The sequence below is a fragment of the Bordetella genomosp. 4 genome, from assembly GCF_002261185.1.
Classification (GTDB): domain Bacteria; phylum Pseudomonadota; class Gammaproteobacteria; order Burkholderiales; family Burkholderiaceae_B; genus Bordetella_A.
Map to the genome: position 1 here is coordinate 571,314 of NZ_NEVQ01000022.1, position 19,541 is coordinate 590,854.

The 19,541-nt window shown below is 59.6% G+C and carries 16 protein-coding genes; 3 read left to right on the plus strand and 13 right to left on the minus strand.

Annotation, left to right across the window (positions count from 1 at the left end; genetic code table 11):
* Position 1: 1 nt before the first annotated feature.
* The 12 genes from CAL20_RS23895 to CAL20_RS23950 all read right to left on the minus strand — a co-directional run bounded on the left by CAL20_RS23895 (position 2) and on the right by CAL20_RS23950 (position 15,732).
* Positions 2-1,384 carry an MFS transporter gene (locus CAL20_RS23895; RefSeq protein WP_094839233.1) on the minus strand — a complete coding sequence of 461 codons (1,383 nt, stop codon included), beginning with the start codon at positions 1,382-1,384 and terminating at the stop codon, positions 2-4.
* 56 nt (positions 1,385-1,440) lie between these two features.
* Positions 1,441-3,117 carry a GMC family oxidoreductase gene (locus CAL20_RS23900; protein ID WP_094839234.1) on the minus strand — a complete coding sequence of 559 codons (1,677 nt, stop codon included), beginning with the start codon at positions 3,115-3,117 and terminating at the stop codon, positions 1,441-1,443.
* A gap of 27 nt (positions 3,118-3,144) precedes the next feature.
* Positions 3,145-3,951, minus strand: a complete 807-nt coding sequence (locus CAL20_RS23905) for an enoyl-CoA hydratase/isomerase family protein (RefSeq protein WP_094839235.1) — start codon at positions 3,949-3,951, stop codon at positions 3,145-3,147.
* A gap of 67 nt (positions 3,952-4,018) precedes the next feature.
* Positions 4,019-4,627: a UbiX family flavin prenyltransferase gene (locus CAL20_RS23910; RefSeq protein WP_094839236.1), complete on the minus strand. Its 609-nt coding sequence runs from the start codon at positions 4,625-4,627 to the stop codon at positions 4,019-4,021.
* Positions 4,624-6,066, minus strand: a complete 1,443-nt coding sequence (locus CAL20_RS23915) for a UbiD family decarboxylase (protein ID WP_094839237.1) — start codon at positions 6,064-6,066, stop codon at positions 4,624-4,626. The genes CAL20_RS23910 and CAL20_RS23915 overlap by 4 nt, the downstream gene beginning before the upstream one ends.
* 43 nt (positions 6,067-6,109) lie before the next feature.
* Entirely contained in the window at positions 6,110-7,657 is a 1,548-nt protein-coding gene (locus CAL20_RS23920; RefSeq protein ID WP_094839238.1) for an AMP-binding protein, read from the minus strand.
* Between the two features lie 2 nt (positions 7,658-7,659).
* Entirely contained in the window at positions 7,660-8,172 is a 513-nt protein-coding gene (locus CAL20_RS23925) for a (2Fe-2S)-binding protein (protein WP_094839239.1), read from the minus strand.
* A complete protein-coding gene (locus CAL20_RS23930; RefSeq protein WP_094839306.1) occupies positions 8,169-9,017 on the minus strand; it encodes an FAD binding domain-containing protein in 849 nt (282 codons plus the stop codon). Before CAL20_RS23930 ends, CAL20_RS23925 begins: the two co-directional genes overlap by 4 nt.
* Positions 9,014-11,989, minus strand: a complete 2,976-nt coding sequence (locus tag CAL20_RS23935; protein WP_094839240.1) for a xanthine dehydrogenase family protein molybdopterin-binding subunit — start codon at positions 11,987-11,989, stop codon at positions 9,014-9,016. Before CAL20_RS23935 ends, CAL20_RS23930 begins: the two co-directional genes overlap by 4 nt.
* A 36-nt stretch (positions 11,990-12,025) precedes the next feature.
* Positions 12,026-13,000: a Bug family tripartite tricarboxylate transporter substrate binding protein gene (locus CAL20_RS23940; protein ID WP_256981731.1), complete on the minus strand. Its 975-nt coding sequence runs from the start codon at positions 12,998-13,000 to the stop codon at positions 12,026-12,028.
* Between the two features lie 62 nt (positions 13,001-13,062).
* A complete protein-coding gene (locus tag CAL20_RS23945) occupies positions 13,063-14,562 on the minus strand; it encodes an aldehyde dehydrogenase family protein (RefSeq protein ID WP_094839241.1) in 1,500 nt (499 codons plus the stop codon).
* A 192-nt stretch (positions 14,563-14,754) separates the two neighbouring features.
* The gene (locus tag CAL20_RS23950; protein ID WP_254924398.1) at positions 14,755-15,732 is read right to left on the minus strand and encodes a tripartite tricarboxylate transporter substrate binding protein; all 978 of its coding nucleotides are present in this window, start codon (positions 15,730-15,732) and stop codon (positions 14,755-14,757) included.
* Positions 15,733-15,923: 191 nt separating this feature from the next.
* Between CAL20_RS23950 and CAL20_RS23955 the strand changes: the two genes are divergently transcribed.
* From CAL20_RS23955 to CAL20_RS23965, 3 genes are read left to right on the plus strand one after another with little or no spacing between them, the layout of a single operon-like run.
* Positions 15,924-16,850 (plus strand): LysR family transcriptional regulator, encoded by a 927-nt coding sequence (locus tag CAL20_RS23955; protein ID WP_094823598.1) that lies wholly within the window; start codon positions 15,924-15,926, stop codon positions 16,848-16,850.
* 7 nt (positions 16,851-16,857) lie between these two features.
* Positions 16,858-17,829, plus strand: coding sequence for a Bug family tripartite tricarboxylate transporter substrate binding protein (locus CAL20_RS23960; RefSeq protein WP_094839242.1), 972 nt, complete (start codon positions 16,858-16,860; stop codon positions 17,827-17,829).
* Between the two features lie 9 nt (positions 17,830-17,838).
* Positions 17,839-18,744 (plus strand): LysR family transcriptional regulator, encoded by a 906-nt coding sequence (locus CAL20_RS23965; protein WP_094823600.1) that lies wholly within the window; start codon positions 17,839-17,841, stop codon positions 18,742-18,744.
* A gap of 66 nt (positions 18,745-18,810) precedes the next feature.
* On the opposite strand, the gene CAL20_RS23970 is transcribed toward CAL20_RS23965, so the two are convergent.
* Complete coding sequence (locus tag CAL20_RS23970) at positions 18,811-19,533, minus strand: amino acid ABC transporter ATP-binding protein (RefSeq protein ID WP_094823601.1); 723 nt, start codon at positions 19,531-19,533, stop codon at positions 18,811-18,813.
* Between the last annotated feature and the right edge of the window lie 8 nt (positions 19,534-19,541).

The following is a 19,541-nucleotide window of genomic DNA, read 5'->3' on the forward strand; positions in this document are numbered from 1 at the left end:
GTCAGGCCTTTGCCTGGGCAGGCGCCGTGTGTTCCAGGCGGCCAACGGTCTCTGGAATGATCAACGCGCCCAGGACAAACAATGCGCTGATGGCGCCGGCGAATATGCCCAGCGTCGAAGGCAGATCAGCAGGCGTGGCCGCCACCAACGACACGAATGTCGGCATCATGCCGCCTATCGCAAAACCGATATTCCACGACAGGCCGGTACCGGTGGCACGAATCGACGTCGGAAAACGCTCATTCAGGAAAATCAGAATAGGCGCAAAACTGGCGCATCCCAAACCAGCCAAGAGCACGGCATAGACCCCTAACTCCATCGGCGTCTGTGCCGTCTGCATCGCGGAATATAGAGCGGGCAAACCAAAGATCTGCAGCACGCCCACGGCCAGGAACGCACGCTTGCGACCTATGAACGTACTCAAATGCCCCACGATGATCGACACCACCACCACGATGGCAGAGCATGCCATCAGGATGTTGGCGGCCACATCGCTGGGCGCCTGATTGACGACTTTGAGAAAAGTCGGCAAATAGCCCGAGGTGAGGTAATAGCCACTGCCGCCACCGATGGTCAACAGCAGATTGACGAACAACACCGAACGGTATTCACCAGAAAACAGCGTACGCACGGGCGACCGAACAGTGCCTGCCGTGACATCGTGACGAGCCTGCTGCGCGCGTGCCGCTTTCTCGGCTGCGACCTTTTTCCACAGTGGAGACTCCTCGAGGCGGTTGAAAATAAACAGGCCCAATACCGAACTGATGATGCCCGTAAAGAACATGCAGCGCCATCCCCAGACGTCGAACTGATCTCCTGGAAAGATGTGCGACATCGCCATATAGACGAGAGAGGCCAACAGCGCGCCTATGCCCGCGCCGCCGCCGCCGACCAACCCCGACACCGCGCCACGATAGCGAGGCGCAACCGACTCGGTACCGATCGTGTGCGTCGATGCGACCACGCCACCGACAAAGACGCCCTGCACCAAGCGCAACACGATGAACAACACCGGCGCCAACAGCCCCACCTGCGCCACCGTTGGCAACAGGCCGAATGCAGCAGTGGAAAAACCGACGCCGACCACAGCCACGATCATGGCGCCTTTGCGTCCCTTTCGATCGGCGTAGGAACCAAACCACGCCGAGCCCAGCGGCCGCATCAATAATGTCACAGCAAAGGACGCATACACAGCTGCTAACGACAGCATGGCGTGCTCCGAGGGGAAGAACAAACGTCCCACTACCGGCGCCACATACAACAATACGAAAAGGTCAAACAGGTCCAGGGCCCATCCCATGCAAGAGGCGATCACGGCCCCCGCCACTTGTCTGTTGTTGCCTGCCTCGCTCTGCGATGCAGACTGCTGCATGCTTGTCGACATTTTTTGCTCCTTTGGATGATTTGATTCGTTGCGACGAAGATTTTTTCTATGTGCCTTCAGCGGATTGCGTCGGCAATTTTTTCGGCGATCATGATGGTTGGAATGTTGGTATTGGCCGACGGCAAACGCGGCATCAATGACGCATCGACGACGCGCAACCCCTGCGTGCCATGCACTCGGCCCTGGTTATCGGTCACGGCTCGAATGTCCGTAGCCAATCCCATACGGCACGTACCGCTGGCATGCCACACGCCGAATACCTGGCGACGGATGAAAGCGGCCAATTCCTGCTCATCGCCCAGCAGATCCGACATCTTCCGTCCGCCGTTGAATGACCGGCTGATCAGCGCTCGGCGCAACGGTGCAGGAGCATCGAGCGCGAGGCCTAACACACGGGTCAAGCGCTCGTTGGCCGGGGTATAACGGCTGAGCGCTTTGACGCGCGGCGAAAAAGCGGCGGGAAAGAAATCGCGTTCGTCCTGCCCCAGGCCACTGGCCTGAACCGTATTGGCCAGCAAGCGCACACCCTGAATCAAGCGCGCCATATCGCGGGGATCGTCCAACAGATTCAGATCGACTCGGGGAGGCACGTTCGGGTCGGGCGACGTCAGTGCGAGCTGCCCACGCGAATAGGGCCGGTTGCACCATAGGAAAAATAAACCCAGGCGATTGCCGAGCGCATGCCAGGCTGCTCGAGTTGCGCTCGATAAGTAAAGATCAGAGTCTTCGCAATCGGCAACCCCTGAACTCACGCGTGCGGCCATCATGCTGGCACGGCGGCGCGCCAGCGGTACACGGAATTGCGGGGCGAGAAAATGGCAGAACGTCAGTGAGGGATGATCCTGTAATTGCCTGCCCACCCCAGGTAAATGCACCGTGCAGGAAATCCCCAAGCGCGCCAGGCTCTCGGCATCGCCGATACCCGCATGCATCAACAAGACCGGTGATTGCAACGCACCAGCGCAGACAATGACCTCGCGTGCCCGCAAGGTAAAACGCTGTCCTGCAGCATCCAGCGCGATCACGCCATTGGCTCTGACGCCCTCCATCAACAAACGTAGAACCTGGGTGTTGGCATAGATCTGCAAATTGGGACGGCGCCGCGTGGCCTCATCCAGATAGCCTGTGGCCGCCGAGACACGACGGTCATTTTCATTGGAAAACGCGCCTGGAAAAAATCCATCGCCGAATTCCGCATTCTGATCCTGCATCAGCGGCAGGCCCTGACTGCGCAGGCCTTTGGCAAAAGCCTCACAAAACGGCGGCCACTGAGCAGGCGCTATGCGGCGTATCGCAATGGGGCCGTCTGCACCATGCAAAGGATGATCGGGAAAATCGAGATCACGCTCCAGTTTGCGAAAATAGGGAAGGACGTCGTCCCACGCCCATCCTTGCGCACCGTCTAGCGCCCAGCCGTCATAATCCCGCGGCAGGCCGCGATTGGCTGATTGGACGTTGATGCTGGAGCCGCCTCCCATCACACGCCCTTGTTCATAGACTCGCTGTGTTGCATCGCGAGTCGCAGCAGCAGTCAATTCAGGCCAGATCCAACGATCGCCGCAGAACACCGGCATGGGATAGCTATCCAGAATCTCGTCCGGCTCGGCGCCGGGCGGCGTGTCTTCGCCGGCTTCGATCAAGGCGACACGGCAATCGGGGCGGTCTGATAACCGGCGAGCCAACACGCAACCAGCCGAACCGCCGCCCACAATCACATAATCGAACTCGCCCATGACAGTGTCCATCTCGATGTCCCTTGCTTAGCTGCCGCGGAACTTCGGAGCACGTTTGCCATGGAATGCTTCGACGCCCTCACGGAAATCGTCCGAGCTGCGCAGGCGGCTATAGCAGTGGCCTTCCAGTTCGATCGAGGCCGATAATGATGCATCCTCAGTGTCATTGAGCAGCTTTTTCGCGGTGCGTTGAGCGATGGGCGAAAACGCCACCAACTCGGCCACGAGTTTGTCGGTCGCAGCCTCCAGTTCACTGTCGGGCACCACCTCAGTCGCCAGCCCCCAATCGTAGGCTTGCTGCCCACTGATACGGCGGGAACGCATGACCACGTCTTTGGTGCGCGTAATGCCGACCATTTTCTGCAGCCGCGCCGATCCGCCCGAGCCCGGAATCTGACCCAGCTTTTGCTCCGGCAAGGCATATAGCGTCGTCTCGCTGGCGATACGGAAGTCGCACGCCAGCGAAATTTCGAAACCGACGCCAAAGCAATAGCCGCGATTCGCGACGATCACAGGTTTGCTGCAACGTGCTGGCGCTGCAATGTTCCAGGCCAGCTTCGACACGTGTTCCGGAGACGCCTCGAGAAATCCCTTGATATCGCCGCCGCTGGAAAAGTGTTCGCCCTCGGCACGCAAAACGATGACGCGCACACGCCCGTCCTCGTCCAACGCCTCAAAGACCACGCGCAGCTGGTCACGTTGCGGCATGGAGATGACATTCAAAGGGGGCCGGCTCAAAATGATGTCGGCGCGCTGTTTTTCCTCGTTGATCTCAACGCGAAAACCGTCGATATTCGCCAACAAGTCTTGAGCGGGATGTCGCAAGGTGGTCATGGCAGTAAAACTCCTTCGAAATGAATTCCGTAATGCGTTGATCGAAACAGGCCGTCGATCGAAGATGTCAGACTTCCTGGTTTACTATGGGTTTGCGCAGCCCATCCCAACGCTCTAGCAGATGGGTATGCTTGATACCGAACAGGTCCAACACACGTCCCACCGTGTGATTCACCACATCGTCCAGGGATTTGGGTTGGTTATAAAAAGCGGGAACGGGAGGGCAAACGATCGCCCCCATTTCGGTCACACTGGTCATATTGCGCAGATGTGCCAGATTCAATGGCGTCTCGCGCGCCAGCAGCACCACGCGGCGTCGCTCTTTCAGGGCGACGTCTGCGGCACGGCTGACCAGGTTGTCCGCCATGCCCAGTGCGACAGAGGCCAACGTTTTCATCGAACAAGGGGCGATCACCATGCCGTCGGTGGCAAACGAACCGCTCGATATCGATGCACCGATATCCTTGACGCTATGCACCACGTCGGCCAGGCTTTCTATCTCGGAGCGCTTCATCGACAGCTCCTGCGCAGCGGTCAGCGCCCCCGAACTGGACATCACCAGATGGCTTTCCCATTCCGGGTGGCGGCGCAGCTCCTGCAGGATCCGCACGCCATAGATCGCGCCGCTGGCGCCGGTAATGGCAACGATCAAGCGCCTGCGAATAGGCTCGGTCATGATTGGGCCAATGAAGTGAAATCGACACGGCGCCCCGGCTCGATCCAGGCCGTGAGATCTATCGAATCCTCACCGGGCACGCGCACTCGGGTGAAGGTATGCTCGTGATAGACCACCGGTCGCGTAGCGTCCAGGCCGAGCTTTGCGCTCAAGCCCTGCTCGTGCACGGGAGCAACGCCGTCGCCTGCTCCCACCGTGGTCGAAGGATCCAGCGCGGAACCTTGCGCGCCGCTGATCACCACCATATCGCGGTCCGCCTGAAACCGCGTCGCCACAGCCCATTCGACTTGCTGGGGATCGTGGACCTCGACATCTTCGTCCACGACGATGACTTTCTTGATGTCATAGTGGGCGCCAAAGGCACACAAGATGACATTTTTTGGCTGTCCCTCATGCGTCTTGCGCAGTTTGACGTAGAGATGATAACGCCCTACCCCGCCTATCGACAGGTGCACGTCCAGAACGTTCGGGAAACTACGTTGCAGATGAGCCAGCAATGTGGCCTCACGCGGAATGGAGCCCAGCAACAGGTGTTCCATCTCTGCCGGCACGATGGTGTGGAATATGGGTGCCTGCCTATGGGTAATCACATCGACAGCGATAACCTCGCGCTGTTCGCGCGCACTGTAGTAGCGGGGGAACTCGCCGAACGGGCCTTCCATCTCCCGCTCGTCACATAAAATACGGCCCTCGATGACGATTTCCGCATCGGCGGGCACATGCACATTGTTGGTCAGGCACTGCGCCACACGCAACGGACTGCCATGCAATGAGCCGGCGATTTCCAGCTCGTCGTAGTCAATCTGCGTAATCGCCTGCGAGGCCAACAATGTCAAAGGATCGGCGCCGATGACGATCGCAATCGGCAGATCTTCTCCGCGGCGCTGGGCCTCTTTATAGAAAGCATATAGATGACGCGGCAGCATCAGGATCGCCATGCGATCTTTGCCATGCACCTGAATACGGTTGATGGATACGTTCTGCACACCCGTCGCGGGATTGCGCGCGATCACCATACCCGCCGTGATATACGGGCCGTTGTCGTGTTCGCTGTGGGTTGGAACCGGCAGCACTGCGCGCACATCGGGCTGCCGATGCACCACCTGTTGACAAGATGCCTCCGCCTGCGGGACCAACTGGCTCGGCAATGGCTGCTCGGCAGCCGCGCGGAAGGTCGCCAGCAGCTCGGATTCCGATACGCCCATGGCCTCTGCAATCCATGAACGGCGTGCCATAAAGCCAGAGACGACGGGAATACTGTGGCCATCGGGCTGCGGAAAATAAGCTGCCTGCCGGCCGTCCAGGAGCTTGGCGATAGCCACCAGTTCATGCTCCAGGGCGGCTCCCGGCTTGATGACGGCCAGCCGGTCTGTGGCGGACAAGTGACTGAGCCAGCCACGCAGGTCAGTGTGTACGGTTTTTCGAGCTTCAGAATTCATGATGTTCAATTCGACGTTGTAATGGGCAGTGCCGGGCGGCCGGCTATTGAGATCCAGAGGTGGCAGTCGTATCGGCCACGTACTCACCCGCGGTCAGCTTGCGGCGCAGCACCTTGCCTACCGGCGACTTTGGAATCTCATTGACGAACACATATTCTCGCGGCCGCTTGAAATTCAGCAGGTCGGAGCTGCGGCAATGCGCGTCCAATTCCGTGGCGTCCACCCAAGCTTTGCGCTTGACGAAGGCGACGACGCGCTGCCCCCAGCGCTCGTCCGGCATACCCGCGACCGTCACTTCGTCAACCGCCGGATGCAACGACAGCACCGACTCGATGTCGACGGGAGAGATGTTTTCACCGCCGCTGATGATCATGTCGTCCACGCGCCCTGTGACGAATAGATCACCGTCGCCATCGATGTAGCCCGTATCGCCCGTGCAATACCATCCATTGCGAATGGATTTGGCGTCGGCGTCCGGACGGTTCCAGTATCCCTCGAACGCTTCATCGCCTGCGAGGTCCACAATGATCTGGCCTTCTTCTCCGGGAGCAGCGAGCGTATCCGGATCGTCCGCGCCCAGCGCAATGACACGTAGCCGCGTATTGATGCCAGCCTTGCCGGCACTGCCTGGTTTACGGGTTGCATCGGCATCGACCGCAAAGGTGTAAACCTCTGAGGAGCCGTAGTGATTGACGAACAATTTTGGTTCGAACACACGATCCAGGCGCTGGAGCAACGCGTCGTGCATCGGTGCGCCCGCGAAACCGAGCTTGCTGACAGACGAAACGTCGGTCTTGCGTTGTTCCAGGCAGGTCAACATGTCGTGATACAGCGTGGGAACCAGGTACAGGCAGCTCAAACGGTGCTCTTCGATCGCCTGCAGAGTCAACGCAGGATCGAACTTCGGCATGCACACGAAAAATCCATCTACCAGCGCCATGGCCAGCAGCGAACGCACGCCCATGGTGTGATATAGCGGCATCACACCCAATGTGCGCTCACCGCGGCCATAGAGATTCTGCGCGACATGGGCCAGCGCGGCGGCACGCTCGTGGCGATGACGACGGGGCACGCCCTTGGGCTTTCCAGTCGTACCCGATGTGTACAGCATCAGAGAGAAATCGTCCGCTTTCGCCTCTGGCACTAACGCCACGCCCCGATGTTCCTCGATCAGGGAAGCGAAACGAATGCAGTCTGCCGCGACGTCGCCGACGGCCACAGCGGGCACGTTACATTGCGCGGCGGCCGGCACGACAGCCTCGGCGGTGATTGGCTCGAAGAATACCGCGCGGACATCCGCATCCTGAATGCAATAGACGACCTCGTCCTCCTTGGCTCGCCAATTCAGCGGCGTCACTACCATGCCGAGAAATTGGCACGCCCAATGCAACGTAGCCATCTCATAGCGATTCTGCAGCACGGCCAAGACGCGGTCGCCCTGGCGCAAGCCCATTCCTTTCAGGCCTGCGGCCAACGCGGCGATGTCGTCGTGCCATTGGGCATAGCTGCATACTTTGTCGCCATCGGCAACAGCCAACGCGCCGGGACTGCGCTCGACGCTTTGCAAAAAGGTCCTTCCGAGATCCAGCATGTTCACTCCGCTTTCTGTAAGGCTTCGCGTCGTTCGGCGGCCGTTTCCAGGACCGCTTTGACGATGTTCGTATAGCCCGTGCACCGGCACAGATGGCCCGACAACATGTCGCGCACTTCTTGTTCCGTCGGGTCGGGATTGCGTTTCAGATAATCCTGGCAAGACATCAGGATCCCTGCGGTGCAGAATCCGCACTGCAGTGCATGGTTGCGGCGAAATGCACGCTGCAGATCGTTCAGGTCCCGCTCATCGTTGGCCAGCCCCTCGACCGTATCGATACAGCGGCCGTCGGCCTGCACTGCCAATGTCATGCACGCGCGCCCGGCCACCCCATCGATGAGCACAGTGCAAGCCCCGCATACGCCATGCTCGCAGCCTACGTGGGTGCCCGTCGCGCCCAATCCGTGGCGCAGATGATCGGACAGCAAGGTGCGCGGCTCGCACGCTGCGCGGCGTGGCTGGCCGTTCAATATGAACGACACGACATGGGTCTCTTCGCGGCTTAATCGTTTCATGGTTTTCTCCCGCTCACCTCATCACCACGACCGGCGACTCTTTGCAATGCACGTGCGCCCAGCGTACGTACCAAATGACGGCGGAATATCGCGGAAGCGTGCGCATCGTCCTGCGCATCCAGCTGCCAAGCAAAATCATTCAGGGCAGCCTCCAGGTCCGGTGCCTGCAATCTGGGCCATCGCCGCACGGTGGGTCTGTCAGCGACGCCACCGACCGCCAGTGTCAGTTGCTTATCGTCGGCTACCGCCGCGACGGAAACGATGGCGAAATCGCCATGTCGTGACGAGAACTCGTCAAAGGCGTAGCGTGTGTCCGGCCGCGCCATGGGATAGCGCACCGCCTCCACGATTTCATCGGCGGCCCGCGCAGTCATCAGCATGCCTTGGAAAAACTCCTCTGCAGGCAACACGCGCTGCTTGCGTCGCGTGCGTAATAGCACCTCGCCCCCCAAAGCGGCCAACACCAATGGCAGTTCCGCGCTGGGATCGGCGTGCGCGACCGATCCACAGACTGTTCCGCGATTGCGAATCTGGAAATGCGAGATGAAAGGAATCGCCTGGGCCAACATGGGCACTTCGTGATGCAGATCCGCACGCCACTCCACCGTTGCCTGTGTCGCGGCAGCGCCTACTGTCAGCCAACCGTTTTCCGCTTTGACATAGTCCAGATCTGCAGCGCGGGAAATATCGATCAACGCTGCCGGCTGGGCCAGGCGCATGTTCAATACCGCCATCAATGATTGGCCGCCGGCCAGAATGCGGCCATCGGAGCCCAGTTCGGCCAAGGCGTCGACGGCATCTTGTGCGCTGTCAGCGCGTATGTAATCAAAGGCTTGCGGCTTCATGATTTGCGCCCCCAACGGCCGAGCAGCCGCCGCCACCAGGAGAGCCTGGTCTCGCCACCAGCCTGCCGGCCCAATTGATCAAAAAGTTGGCGCAACACGATGCGGGCTGCGCCCTCCAGCATCCGCCCCCCTACTGCGGCGACTTTGCCTGAGACTTCAGCTTCGTAGTCGTAGCTCAGCAAGGTGCCAGCGCCGTCGGCGGTCAACGTCACCAGGCCGCTGCCCTTGGCCGTACCCACGCTGGAGATGCCTGTCCCGGACAAGCGCAGGCTATGGGGCGGATTCAGATCAGACAAGGCGACCTCGGCGGCATAGCGTGCTTTGATCATTCCGACGCCCACGGTGACATCTGCGCGATAGCGGCTATCGCCGTTCGGCGTCAGCGCGTTGCAGCCGGGAATGACTTTGGCCAACGCGACAGGATCCATCAGTACGGCATAGACGGCTTCGGGCGTTGCCGCTAATCTCACTTCGCCGCGGGCCGAGAGCGATTTGCCACGCTTCCCTGAGGCTTCGGGTATTGTCTGCGCCCCTGCAGAGGGTGGCGGGTCTGCCATACCGATCAATGCCATGACTTTAGATGGCGTCAACGGCAAGGTCACATCACTGACGCCTAGCGCATCGGCCACTGCATTGGCGATACAGACCGGCGTGCTCATGTTGTTGCCCTCGCCCAACCCTTTTGCCCCCAACGGGGTAAACGGGCTAGGCGTTTCCATGTGCAATATCACTGGCTCTGGCACTTCGCACGTGGTGGGCACGAGATAGTCCGCAAAGGTTCCGGACTGGAAGCTGCCATCCTGACCGTAGCGAAACTCTTCCATCAGTGCCGCGCCCAGCCCCTGCGCGAATGCGCCGCGTATCTGCCCGTCCGCCAACGCGGGATTGAGGATACGGCCGGCGTCATGCGTGGTGATATAGCGGTCAATACGTACGCGTCCGGTGACACGGTCGACTTCAACTGCACATACATCAAAAGCGAAACCGTAAGCGGCAGAGGTATTGACGCGATCCTGATCGTCTGGCGCCGTCAGCTGCGGCGGAGTCCAGAACACGGTCTCGCGCAAACCTGGCTCGACCCCCTCGGGTAGCAACGCCGGGGCCCAGTGCGGATTGGCGGCCAGACGGGTAAATGGCTGAGCCGCCTCGGGGCGGTTGCGCGGGGCGATTTTTCCTTCGGAGAAAACAATCTCATCGGCCTGGCAACCGAGCTGCGATGCGGCGATGCCGGCCAGTTTCTCGCGCAGCCGGCACGCCGCGAGATGCACGGTTCCAGCCACGGCGCCGGCAAAACGGCTGGAATAATTGCCTGCCGCTACGGACCAGCCGTCCTTTTGCGTATCGAACTCAATGTTGACGGTGACGTTATCCGGGTCCACGCCAAGCACATCGGCAACGATCTGCGCGCATACCGTTTTGTGCCCCTGCCCTGCCGGCGCCGACGCGATCACCACGCTGACTCCGCCCAGAGGGTCCACCGCCACCGTCGCGGCGGCAATGGCGCCATTCTTGGGACCGGCTTTCTCGCGGGCCTCGCGCGGCATCACCGTCGTGATATAGCCCATGTTGGAGATCGACGGCTCGACGATCGCCGCGTAGCCGATACCGTACAACCCGCCACGCGCGCGTACCTCATCGCGACGCGCCAGCAACTGATCCAATCCGCCTTCGTTGCGGACCAGATCGAGCGCCCCCTGGTAGTCCCCAGAATCAATCAAGGCGCCAGCCGCGGCTCGGTAGGGAAAGGCATCCGCCGCAATGAAGTTCCGGCGATACAGCTCGATCGGGTCAATACTCAGTTGCTGAGCGATACGCTGCATCAGGCGTTCGAGCGCGAAATACACCTGCGGGCCGCCAAAGCCGCGCACCAATCCGGCAGGCGTCTTGTTGGTCAGTACCACGCGGTTACGCACAGCCAGGTTGCGAATATCGTAGGCGCCCGTGAGGCAGCCATGCATGCGATAGAACGTAGCGGGCTCAGGCGCTCGCAGATAACCACCACAGTCATCGAATTGATCAAAGGACAATGCGGTAATGCGGCCATCCGCGTTGACTGCTGCCTCGATATGCGCCAAACGCCCCGTGGCCGAGGTCGCGGCCGCCAGATGTTCCAACCGGTCCTCAACCCACTTTACCGGTGCGCCCGCCTTGCGTGACGCCAGGCACATCAACACCGCGTACGGAAATACCGCCTGCTTCACACCAAAACTGCCGCCTGAATCGGCAAAGGTGCGATGCCGCAGCCGATTGCCGGGGACTTTCAGAGCTAATGCCATCACGGTGTGCAGCGAGAATGGCCCCATGAAGTTGGACTGCACGTCATAGCCGTCCTGCGCCGACAGGTATTCGGCCACCACAACTGCACACTCGATAGGCGTGCAGGAGTTGCGAGGATAACGGACCGTCAACCCTATCCGATGTGCCGCAGCGGCAAAGGCGGCCTCGGGATCGCCATAGCGAAAGGAACGATCGCTCACGACATTAGTGCCGACCTTTTCGTGCAGAATTGGCGCATCCTCGGCAATGGCATCTTCAATCGAGACCGCTGCGCCTAATGGCTCATAAGCGACCTGGATCAGATCCGCGCCGTCTTCTGCGAGGTACCTGTTTTCTGCTATCACAACGGCGACAGGCTCGCCCACGTAACGTACACGGTCAATGGCGAGAGACCACTGCTCCATCGGTTGTTTGACCCCGACGACAAACGGACGTGACCATGCTGCAAGATCCTGCCCGGTCAACACGGCACGCACACCCGGTAAGGCCAGAGCGCTTGTACTGTCGATCCCAGTCAATTTCGCGTGAGCATGGGGCGAACGCACGATGGCGGCATGCAGGGTGCCCGGGCGTAACGCGGCATCGTCGCCATACTGGCCACGTCCGGTCAGGATGGCCTGGTCTTCTACCCGTTGCCGCCGCATTCCGACATGCGTACGTGTCGCGTCCAGCGTCGATTGATTGCTTGCATCCATATTGCTGTTACCAAGCGTGGAGATGTTCCATACGTGTCACTCTGCCTTGATCCCCGCGCGCTCGATGACGGCGCCCCAGGTCTTCAGTTGCTGAGCGTAGAAATCGTGGAAACTCTGCACAGAGCCGCCGACCGGTTCGACGCCCTGATCCGCGAAGATTTTCTGGATCTCCGGCGATTTCAAGGCTTGATCCAAGACCTCGTTCAAGCGTTCGACAATGGGTGCGGGTGTACCAGCTGGGGCAGCCAAGCCATACCAGACCGATACCCCAAAGCCGGGATAACCTTGCTCGGCCACAGTAGGAATGTCAGGTGCGAGCGGCGAGCGTTTATTGCTGGTCACGGCCAGGGCTCGTTCTTTGCCGGCTCTCATTTGCGGCAAAGCGCTGGGCGCGTTATCGAACATGACATCCACCTCGCCCCCCAGCAATGCAGTGACCATTTGCGAGCTGCCTTTGTAGGGCACGTGCATGGTCGAGATCTTGGCGACCTCTTCGAAGTACGCCATGGTCAGATGATTCGACGTTCCGATCCCTGCGGTGGCGTAGTTCATCTGCCCAGGCTTCTGTTGCGCCTGCTTGACAAAATCAGCGAGGGTTTGGATCGGCGAATCTGCCTTGACCACCAGAAAATTAGGTGTCTGGGCGCCGACGATAATGGGAGAGAAGTCTTTCTGCCCGTCGTAGGGCAGCTTTTGGTACAGGAACGTATTCGCAACCAGAGGGAAGCCGACGATGGTCAAGGTATAACCGTCCGGTGCGGCGCGAGCGCCTTGCTCGGTACCGACAATCGTGCCTGCGCCGGGTTTGTTTTCGACGATAAAGGGTTGCCCCAGCGCCTCTTGCAATTTCTTTGAGAACAGACGCGCCATCGTGTCATTGAAACCGCCTGGCGTGTACGGCACGATGATGCGTACGGCTTTTTCGGGATAGGCGGCCTGAACCGCTGTGGCATGCCCAGCCGTCAGCCCCAAGATCGCTGCCGCGGCATAACGCCCTATCGTTTTAATCATGAATAGTCTCCGTAATGCGGGCTTTTTCGCCCTGTTCTTCATTTGCGGAAGCGCCGGTAGCGCTATTGCCCTACGACGCCCGCTTCTTGGTAGATGTGCTTGATTTCCATGAAGTCGATCAACGCATCAAAGCCGTGCAGACGGCCGATGCCACTGCGTCGATAGCCGCCGGTCTCGGCCTCTGCAAACAGTTTGTTGTGATCATTGATCCACACGGTGCCGTTGCGCAGTGCTCGAGCCACACGCATTGAACGTGCGCCGTCGTGTGTCCACACGCTGGCTGACAAGCCATAGTCGGTGTGATTGGCACGCGCGACAGCCTCGGCCTCGTCCTCGAATCGTTCCAGCACCAGCAAGGGCCCGAAGATTTCTTCCTGCACGAAAAAGGCGTTGGTATCCCGATGAGCAACCAACGAAGGCGACATAAAGCAGCCCGAGGCGAGCTCCCCCTGCAGTCGATGTCCCGCCAGCACCACCTCGTCGGCCATCTGTTGAGCGGCATCGATACCTGTTTGTACTTGCTGCAACGCGTTGGGGTCGATCAGCGGCCCGATCTGGGAACCCGGCGCGTCGCCCGGCCCGACTTTCAGTGCAGCCAAAGCATCACGCAGCGCGAGCTTCATTTCCTCGTAACGCGAGGCATGCACCAGCACTCGCCGCGCAGCGGTGCACTGCTGGCCCGAGATGATGGTGGCTGCCGCAGCCAAGCGCGGCGCAGCCCATTTCACATCGACATCATCGAACACCACACAGCATGATTTGCCGCCCAACTCCAGCGAGAGCTTTTTCATCGTTGGCGCGGCAGCAGCCATAATCCGCTGTCCTACCGCGTTAGACCCCGTAAAGCTGATCACATCCACATCGGATGAGGACACCAGCGCTTGAGCCACCTCGTTCCCGCTTTCTGTCAGCAGATTCACCACGCCTGCAGGGACATCAGGGTCGCCCACCAAGGGCGCAATCAAGGCCGCGCTCAAGCGCGCCGTTTGCCATGCAGACTTGATGACCACCGTGCAACCCGCCGCCATGGCGGGAGTCAAGGCGCGGATAAGCAATACCGCAGGTGCATTCCACGGAATGATCAGACCAGCAACGCCAGCCGGCTCTTTTAACAGCGTCGCGAACGCGCCCGGCTCGACTTCAAAGACATGACCCGGGATGTGGCGGGTCAGTCCAGCGTAGTAACGGATCTCGGAAATCGCCGCTGCGATTTCACCGCGCGACTGCGCCAGGACCTTGCCATTTTCCAGGGTCAATAACTGTGCCAGCGCTTCCGATTGCGATTCCAACTGATCGGCCCAACGCAACATAGCCATCTGACGGCGGCGCGGGCTCTGCGCCCATGCGGTGCCATAAAAAGCCTGGTGTGCCGCCGCAATGGCCATTTGCGCGTCCTGGGCGTCACTGTCGGCGTAGTACCCGGCGACAGCACCGGTAGCAGGATCGTGCCTGACCCCTACACGCCCGCCCGCTGCCGTCGCCCAACGGCCTGCGATCAGATTCAGCGCTTGCGTGGTCTGCTGCTGGCTACGGGCCTGTGATTCGTGTGCGGGTTGCGCCATTGCTGCCTCCATCAAGTACGGGTTTGCGAACCTCGTTTTGTCAGGAGGGCAGTCTAGATATCGGTAAATATCAGGTCAATTAATATTTAATTATTATGTTCATCATATATAGTGATGGACAAACTGCCATTGATGATTCCGGCAGCACGAGCCCCGATCAGTGCGATCGGGGCATGGACAAAAGACACGCCCTCATTGCAGGGGAATCGCAGCGTCCACGACGACCTGACGCCACTTGTCCATTTGCGCCGTGATGAAAGCAGCAAAATCCGCCGAGCTGCCTCCTGTGGGAACGACGCCCTGCTCCCGAAATATCTTCTTGACCTCTTCTGTCGCCAGGATGGCGTTAATCTGGGTATTGAGTTTCTGCAGAATCGGTTCGGGAGTCCCCGCAGGCGCAACAAAGCCATGCCAGGAGGAAACGTGATACCCGGGAACGCCGGCTTCGGCGACGGTGGGCAGATCTGGCATCAACGGTGACCGATGCTCGTCGGCAATGGCGATGGCACGCACCTTGCCCGACTGAATAAACGGCAGGACATGCGGAAACGCATCAAAGGCCAGCTCAACCTGGCCGCCGGCCAGATCCGTCAGCATTGGCGTACTGCCTTTGTAGGGAATCTGGGTCATTTCCACCGATGCCATACGCTCGAACAATGCCATGGCCAAATGATTCGAAGATCCGCTGCCCGAGGACCCATAATTGATCTGGCGTGGGCCGGCACGCGCGGCATCCACCACGGCGCCGACGCTCTTCAAGGATGAGTCGGCATGCACGGCCAACAGCATGGGAGATTGCCCTGCCAGTATCACTGGCGCGAACTCCTTGGCCGTGTCATAGGGCAAGGACCGATACAACGCCGGGTTGGCGGCAAAGGGAAACTGCGCCACCAGCAAGGTATAGCCATCCGGCGCGGCCTTGGCCACGATGGAGGTGCCAATGATGGTTCCCGCTCCGGGTTTATTGTCTACGACTACCGGCTGCCCCCAGGCCGCGCTCAGCTTGCTGGCTACCACGCGGCCCAGTGTGTCATTGAACCCGCCTGGCGGATAAGGCACGACGATATGGATTGGTTTTTGCGGATAGTCTTGCGCCTGCGCAGTTGTGCCGCAGATCATCACCCCAGCGGCCACCATGATGGCTGCGATACGTTTGAGTTCTCGAAACATGTGCCCCCCTCCGTTAAAAGAATGTGCGCGGCAGCGCCGTGGGGCCCCGCCTGCCTTATTTGTGCGGAGAGTCTAGAAATGGGCATATATCAGGTCAATTAATTTTTAATGATCACAATAATCATTATTTATGATGAAATAAGCACCTGAGTTTTGCGCAGTGCTTGAGCACACCATGTCTTGGGGACCCTATGGAATTCCGGCAAATTCAATATTTCATCTGCCTCTTCGAAGAAGGCTCTGTCACGCGCGCTGCCCGCCGGCTCAACATCGTGCAACCAGCGTTGAGCATGCAGATTGCGCGACTGGAGGACGAGCTGGGACAACAGCTGTTCGAGCGCAGCCAACAAGGCATGCAGCCTACATCGGCCGCGCGTCAGATGTACCGGCTTTTTCTACCGATATTGCGTGATTTCACGCACGCCCGCGAACAAGTCCTGCGCAAGGACGGCGAGCTGCATGGGCACGTCAACATCGGCATCATCGCCTCTGTGGCCCAAGGTGTTTTGTCCGATGCCGTAGAGGAGTTCACGACGCAGCATCCCAAAGTCACACTGACCGTGACTGATGGCTATAGCGCTACGCTGGCAGACCGCGTCGCCGGCGGCGAGCTGGACGCCGCATTCATCAATAAACCGCGCCGCCCGTTGGCGCTGAACCTGGAACATGTGGTCGACGAGGACATGGTATTGGTGACCGGGGCCGACCATCACCAGCACCTGCCGGCCAGCGTACCGTTGCGTGATGTCATTGCATTGGACCTGGCCTTGCCAACGCGCAAACATGGGCTGCGGCTGATTCTGGAGAGCTTCGCCCAGGCAGAGGACATCGATCTGACGCCGGTCTTTGAGTTCGACTCCATTGTGTCCATCATCAAACTCGTCGAGCGCACGCGATTTGTTACGCTACTGCCCCGCGTGGCCATCAGCAACCGGGTACAGCGAGGCCGCCTGAAATGCCATGAGGTGGTTTCACCGCGGCTCATTCGCCAAATCGCCCGGGTCACACACCCGCGCCGCGCACTGAGTGCGGAGGCTTCTGCGTTTGTGGCTTTATTATCTGAACATATGCGCCGGTTGGACACATCCCAGCAATCCTCTAAATCTTCTAAGAAATAGGTTTTTTATGTCGCAGCGATTCCCCCGCTTTGCCGCGTTGATGGCAGGCATCATCCTCTCGGCCGCCGGAGCGGCCCACGCCGCCTATCCTGAACGGCCCATCAATCTCGTCGTGCCCTTTCCTCCGGGTCAGGCCACTGACATTTTTGCGCGTATGGTGGCCGAGCAATTGGCTAAAGAAGTCGGCCAGCCAGTCGTGGTCGAAAACAAGGCCGGCGCCGGCAGCAACATCGGTATGCAGTTTGTGCACCGTGCCGAGCCCGATGGCTATACCCTGGTGGTCGGCGGCAGCGCCGCCGCGGTCAATCAAACGCTCTACAGCAACCCGGGCTACTCGCTGCAAAAGGATTTCACGCCGGTGGGCGGCATCTTTACCGTGCCCCTGGTGTTCTTGGCCAACCCCAAAAGCGGCATCACTTCGTTGCCGCAATTGATAGAAAAAGCCAAGGCCAAACCGAACGAATTGGCGTATGCCAGCGCAGGGATTGGCGGCACGCAGCACCTCTCGGCAGAGATGTTCAAGGCCGACGCCGGCGTCGAGGTCCGCCATATTCCCTATAAAGGCAGCGGTCCCGCGCAAGCAGATTTCCTGGGCAATCATGTGCCGTTGATGGTGGACTCGGTCACGGCTGCGTTGCCGCACATCGGTTCGCATGCCGCCGTGGCGCTGGCTGTCACGACGAGCAAACGCGTGCCGCAGTTGCCCGACGTGCCCACCGTTGCAGAATCTGGGTTGCCGGGATTTGAGGCAGTGGGTTGGGCCATGGTGTTTGCCCCCGCACAGACGCCTGCCGATGTGGTGACGTACCTCAATCAAAAGATCAACGCGATTCTGCAGTCGCCGGAAATGCAAAAGGCCTTGGCCGACCGAGGTGGCCAGCCGTTGGTCTACACCCCCGATGAGGGCAAGCGCTTTGTCGACCAGGAGGTCGCGAAATGGGGTAACGCCGTCAAGAAATCGGGCGCGTCGGTTGACTGACGCTTTGCCATGCTGACCTTCAAGCAGATCGAAGCCCTGTATTGGGTGGTGCAATTGGGTGGCTTTGCCAATGCGGCAGAACGGCTCAACACCACCCAATCGGCGATCACCAAACGGATTCAGGAACTGGAAACGAATTTCGGTATTCAGATCTTTGACCGCAGCGGCCAGAAGGCCACGCTGACGCGCATGGGCGAAGAGCTGCTGGATATGGCGGCGGATCTGCTGGGACGGCGTGATCAGATGCTGCTGAAGATGAAAGGCTTCAAGCCTTTCTCGGGCTCGCTGCGCCTGGGCATCACGGAAATCACGGCGATGACCTGGCTGCCCAAGCTGATGACGGAATTGCGAACGCTGTTTCCTGAACTGGTCGTATTGCCGAAAATCGGCCTGGCGTGGCAATTGCAGCAGAGCTTGCTGCAAGGGCAATTGGACATGGCGATCCTGCACCGGGAATTACGCAATCCGTTTCTGGAGGCAGAGCCGATTGCACAGGTGAATTTTTCATGGGCAGGCAGTCCGGATGTAATTTCCCCGACCAAGATCTATACGCCGGAGGATCTGTCCCGGTTGAACATTATTCGCCAGGACCCGGACTCGGGGCTGAATGCGATTTACGACGAATGGTTTGCCCCGTATACGCCGCAGTCGAATTTGTTCACCATCAACAGCCTGCAGGCGATGGTGGGCATGGCGGTGGCGGGGTTTGGCGTGGCCTGCATGCCAGAGGACTATTTCGCTGAACTGTTTGCGAGCCGCAAACTCGTTGTCGCCCGCACGACGAAGGCCATGCCTTCGTCGCTGTACTGCGCCATGTATGCCAAACAGTCGAACACCATGTTCTATCAGGAAATCGCGCGCATTGCGCGCGAGGTGTGCGATTTTTCTCAGCCGTATGGCGGGCTCAGCGCGTAACGCCAGGCCGGCGGCAACAACGGTTTGATATCGAAGCTCTGCCGCTCGGGGCTCGGTGCCTGAGGCTCAATGCTTGATATCGGATAGAAACTTGCGTGCACGATCAGTCTGCGGCTGCTCAAAAAACTGCTTGGGCGGCGCCTGTTCGACGATGCGGCCTGCATCCATGAACCAGACCGAGTCGGCGACTTCGCGAGCGAAGTTCATTTCATGCGTCACGCACACCATGGTCATGCCTTCGGCAGCGAGGGATTTCATGACCAGCAAGACTTCATTGACCATTTCCGGGTCCAAGGCGCTGGTGGGCTCGTCGAACAGCATGATGCGCGGCTTCATGGCCAGGGCACGGGCAATCGCGACGCGTTGCTGCTGTCCCCCCGATAGCTGGCCCGGATAAGCATCGGCCTTGTGGCCCATGCCCACGCGCTCCAACAATGCCACCGCATGTTCGCGCGCCTGGCTTTTATTCGAGCGCTTGAGCAGCACGGGTGCCATCATCAGGTTTTCCAGCACGCTCATGTGCGGGAACAGGTTGAACTGCTGGAATACGAAACCAATATGACTGCGCATCTCGTCGATCGATCCGCAGTTGTAGACGTCGATGCCATCGACAACGATATTGCCCTTCTGGATGGGCTCCAGGCGATTGACGGTGCGGATCAAAGTGGACTTGCCCGACCCCGAGGGGCCGCACACCACCAGGACCTCGCCTTTTTGCACTTGGGCATTGATGTTGTCCAGGGCGAGATACTCGCCATACCATTTACTGACGTTCTTGAATTCAATCATAGGTAAGC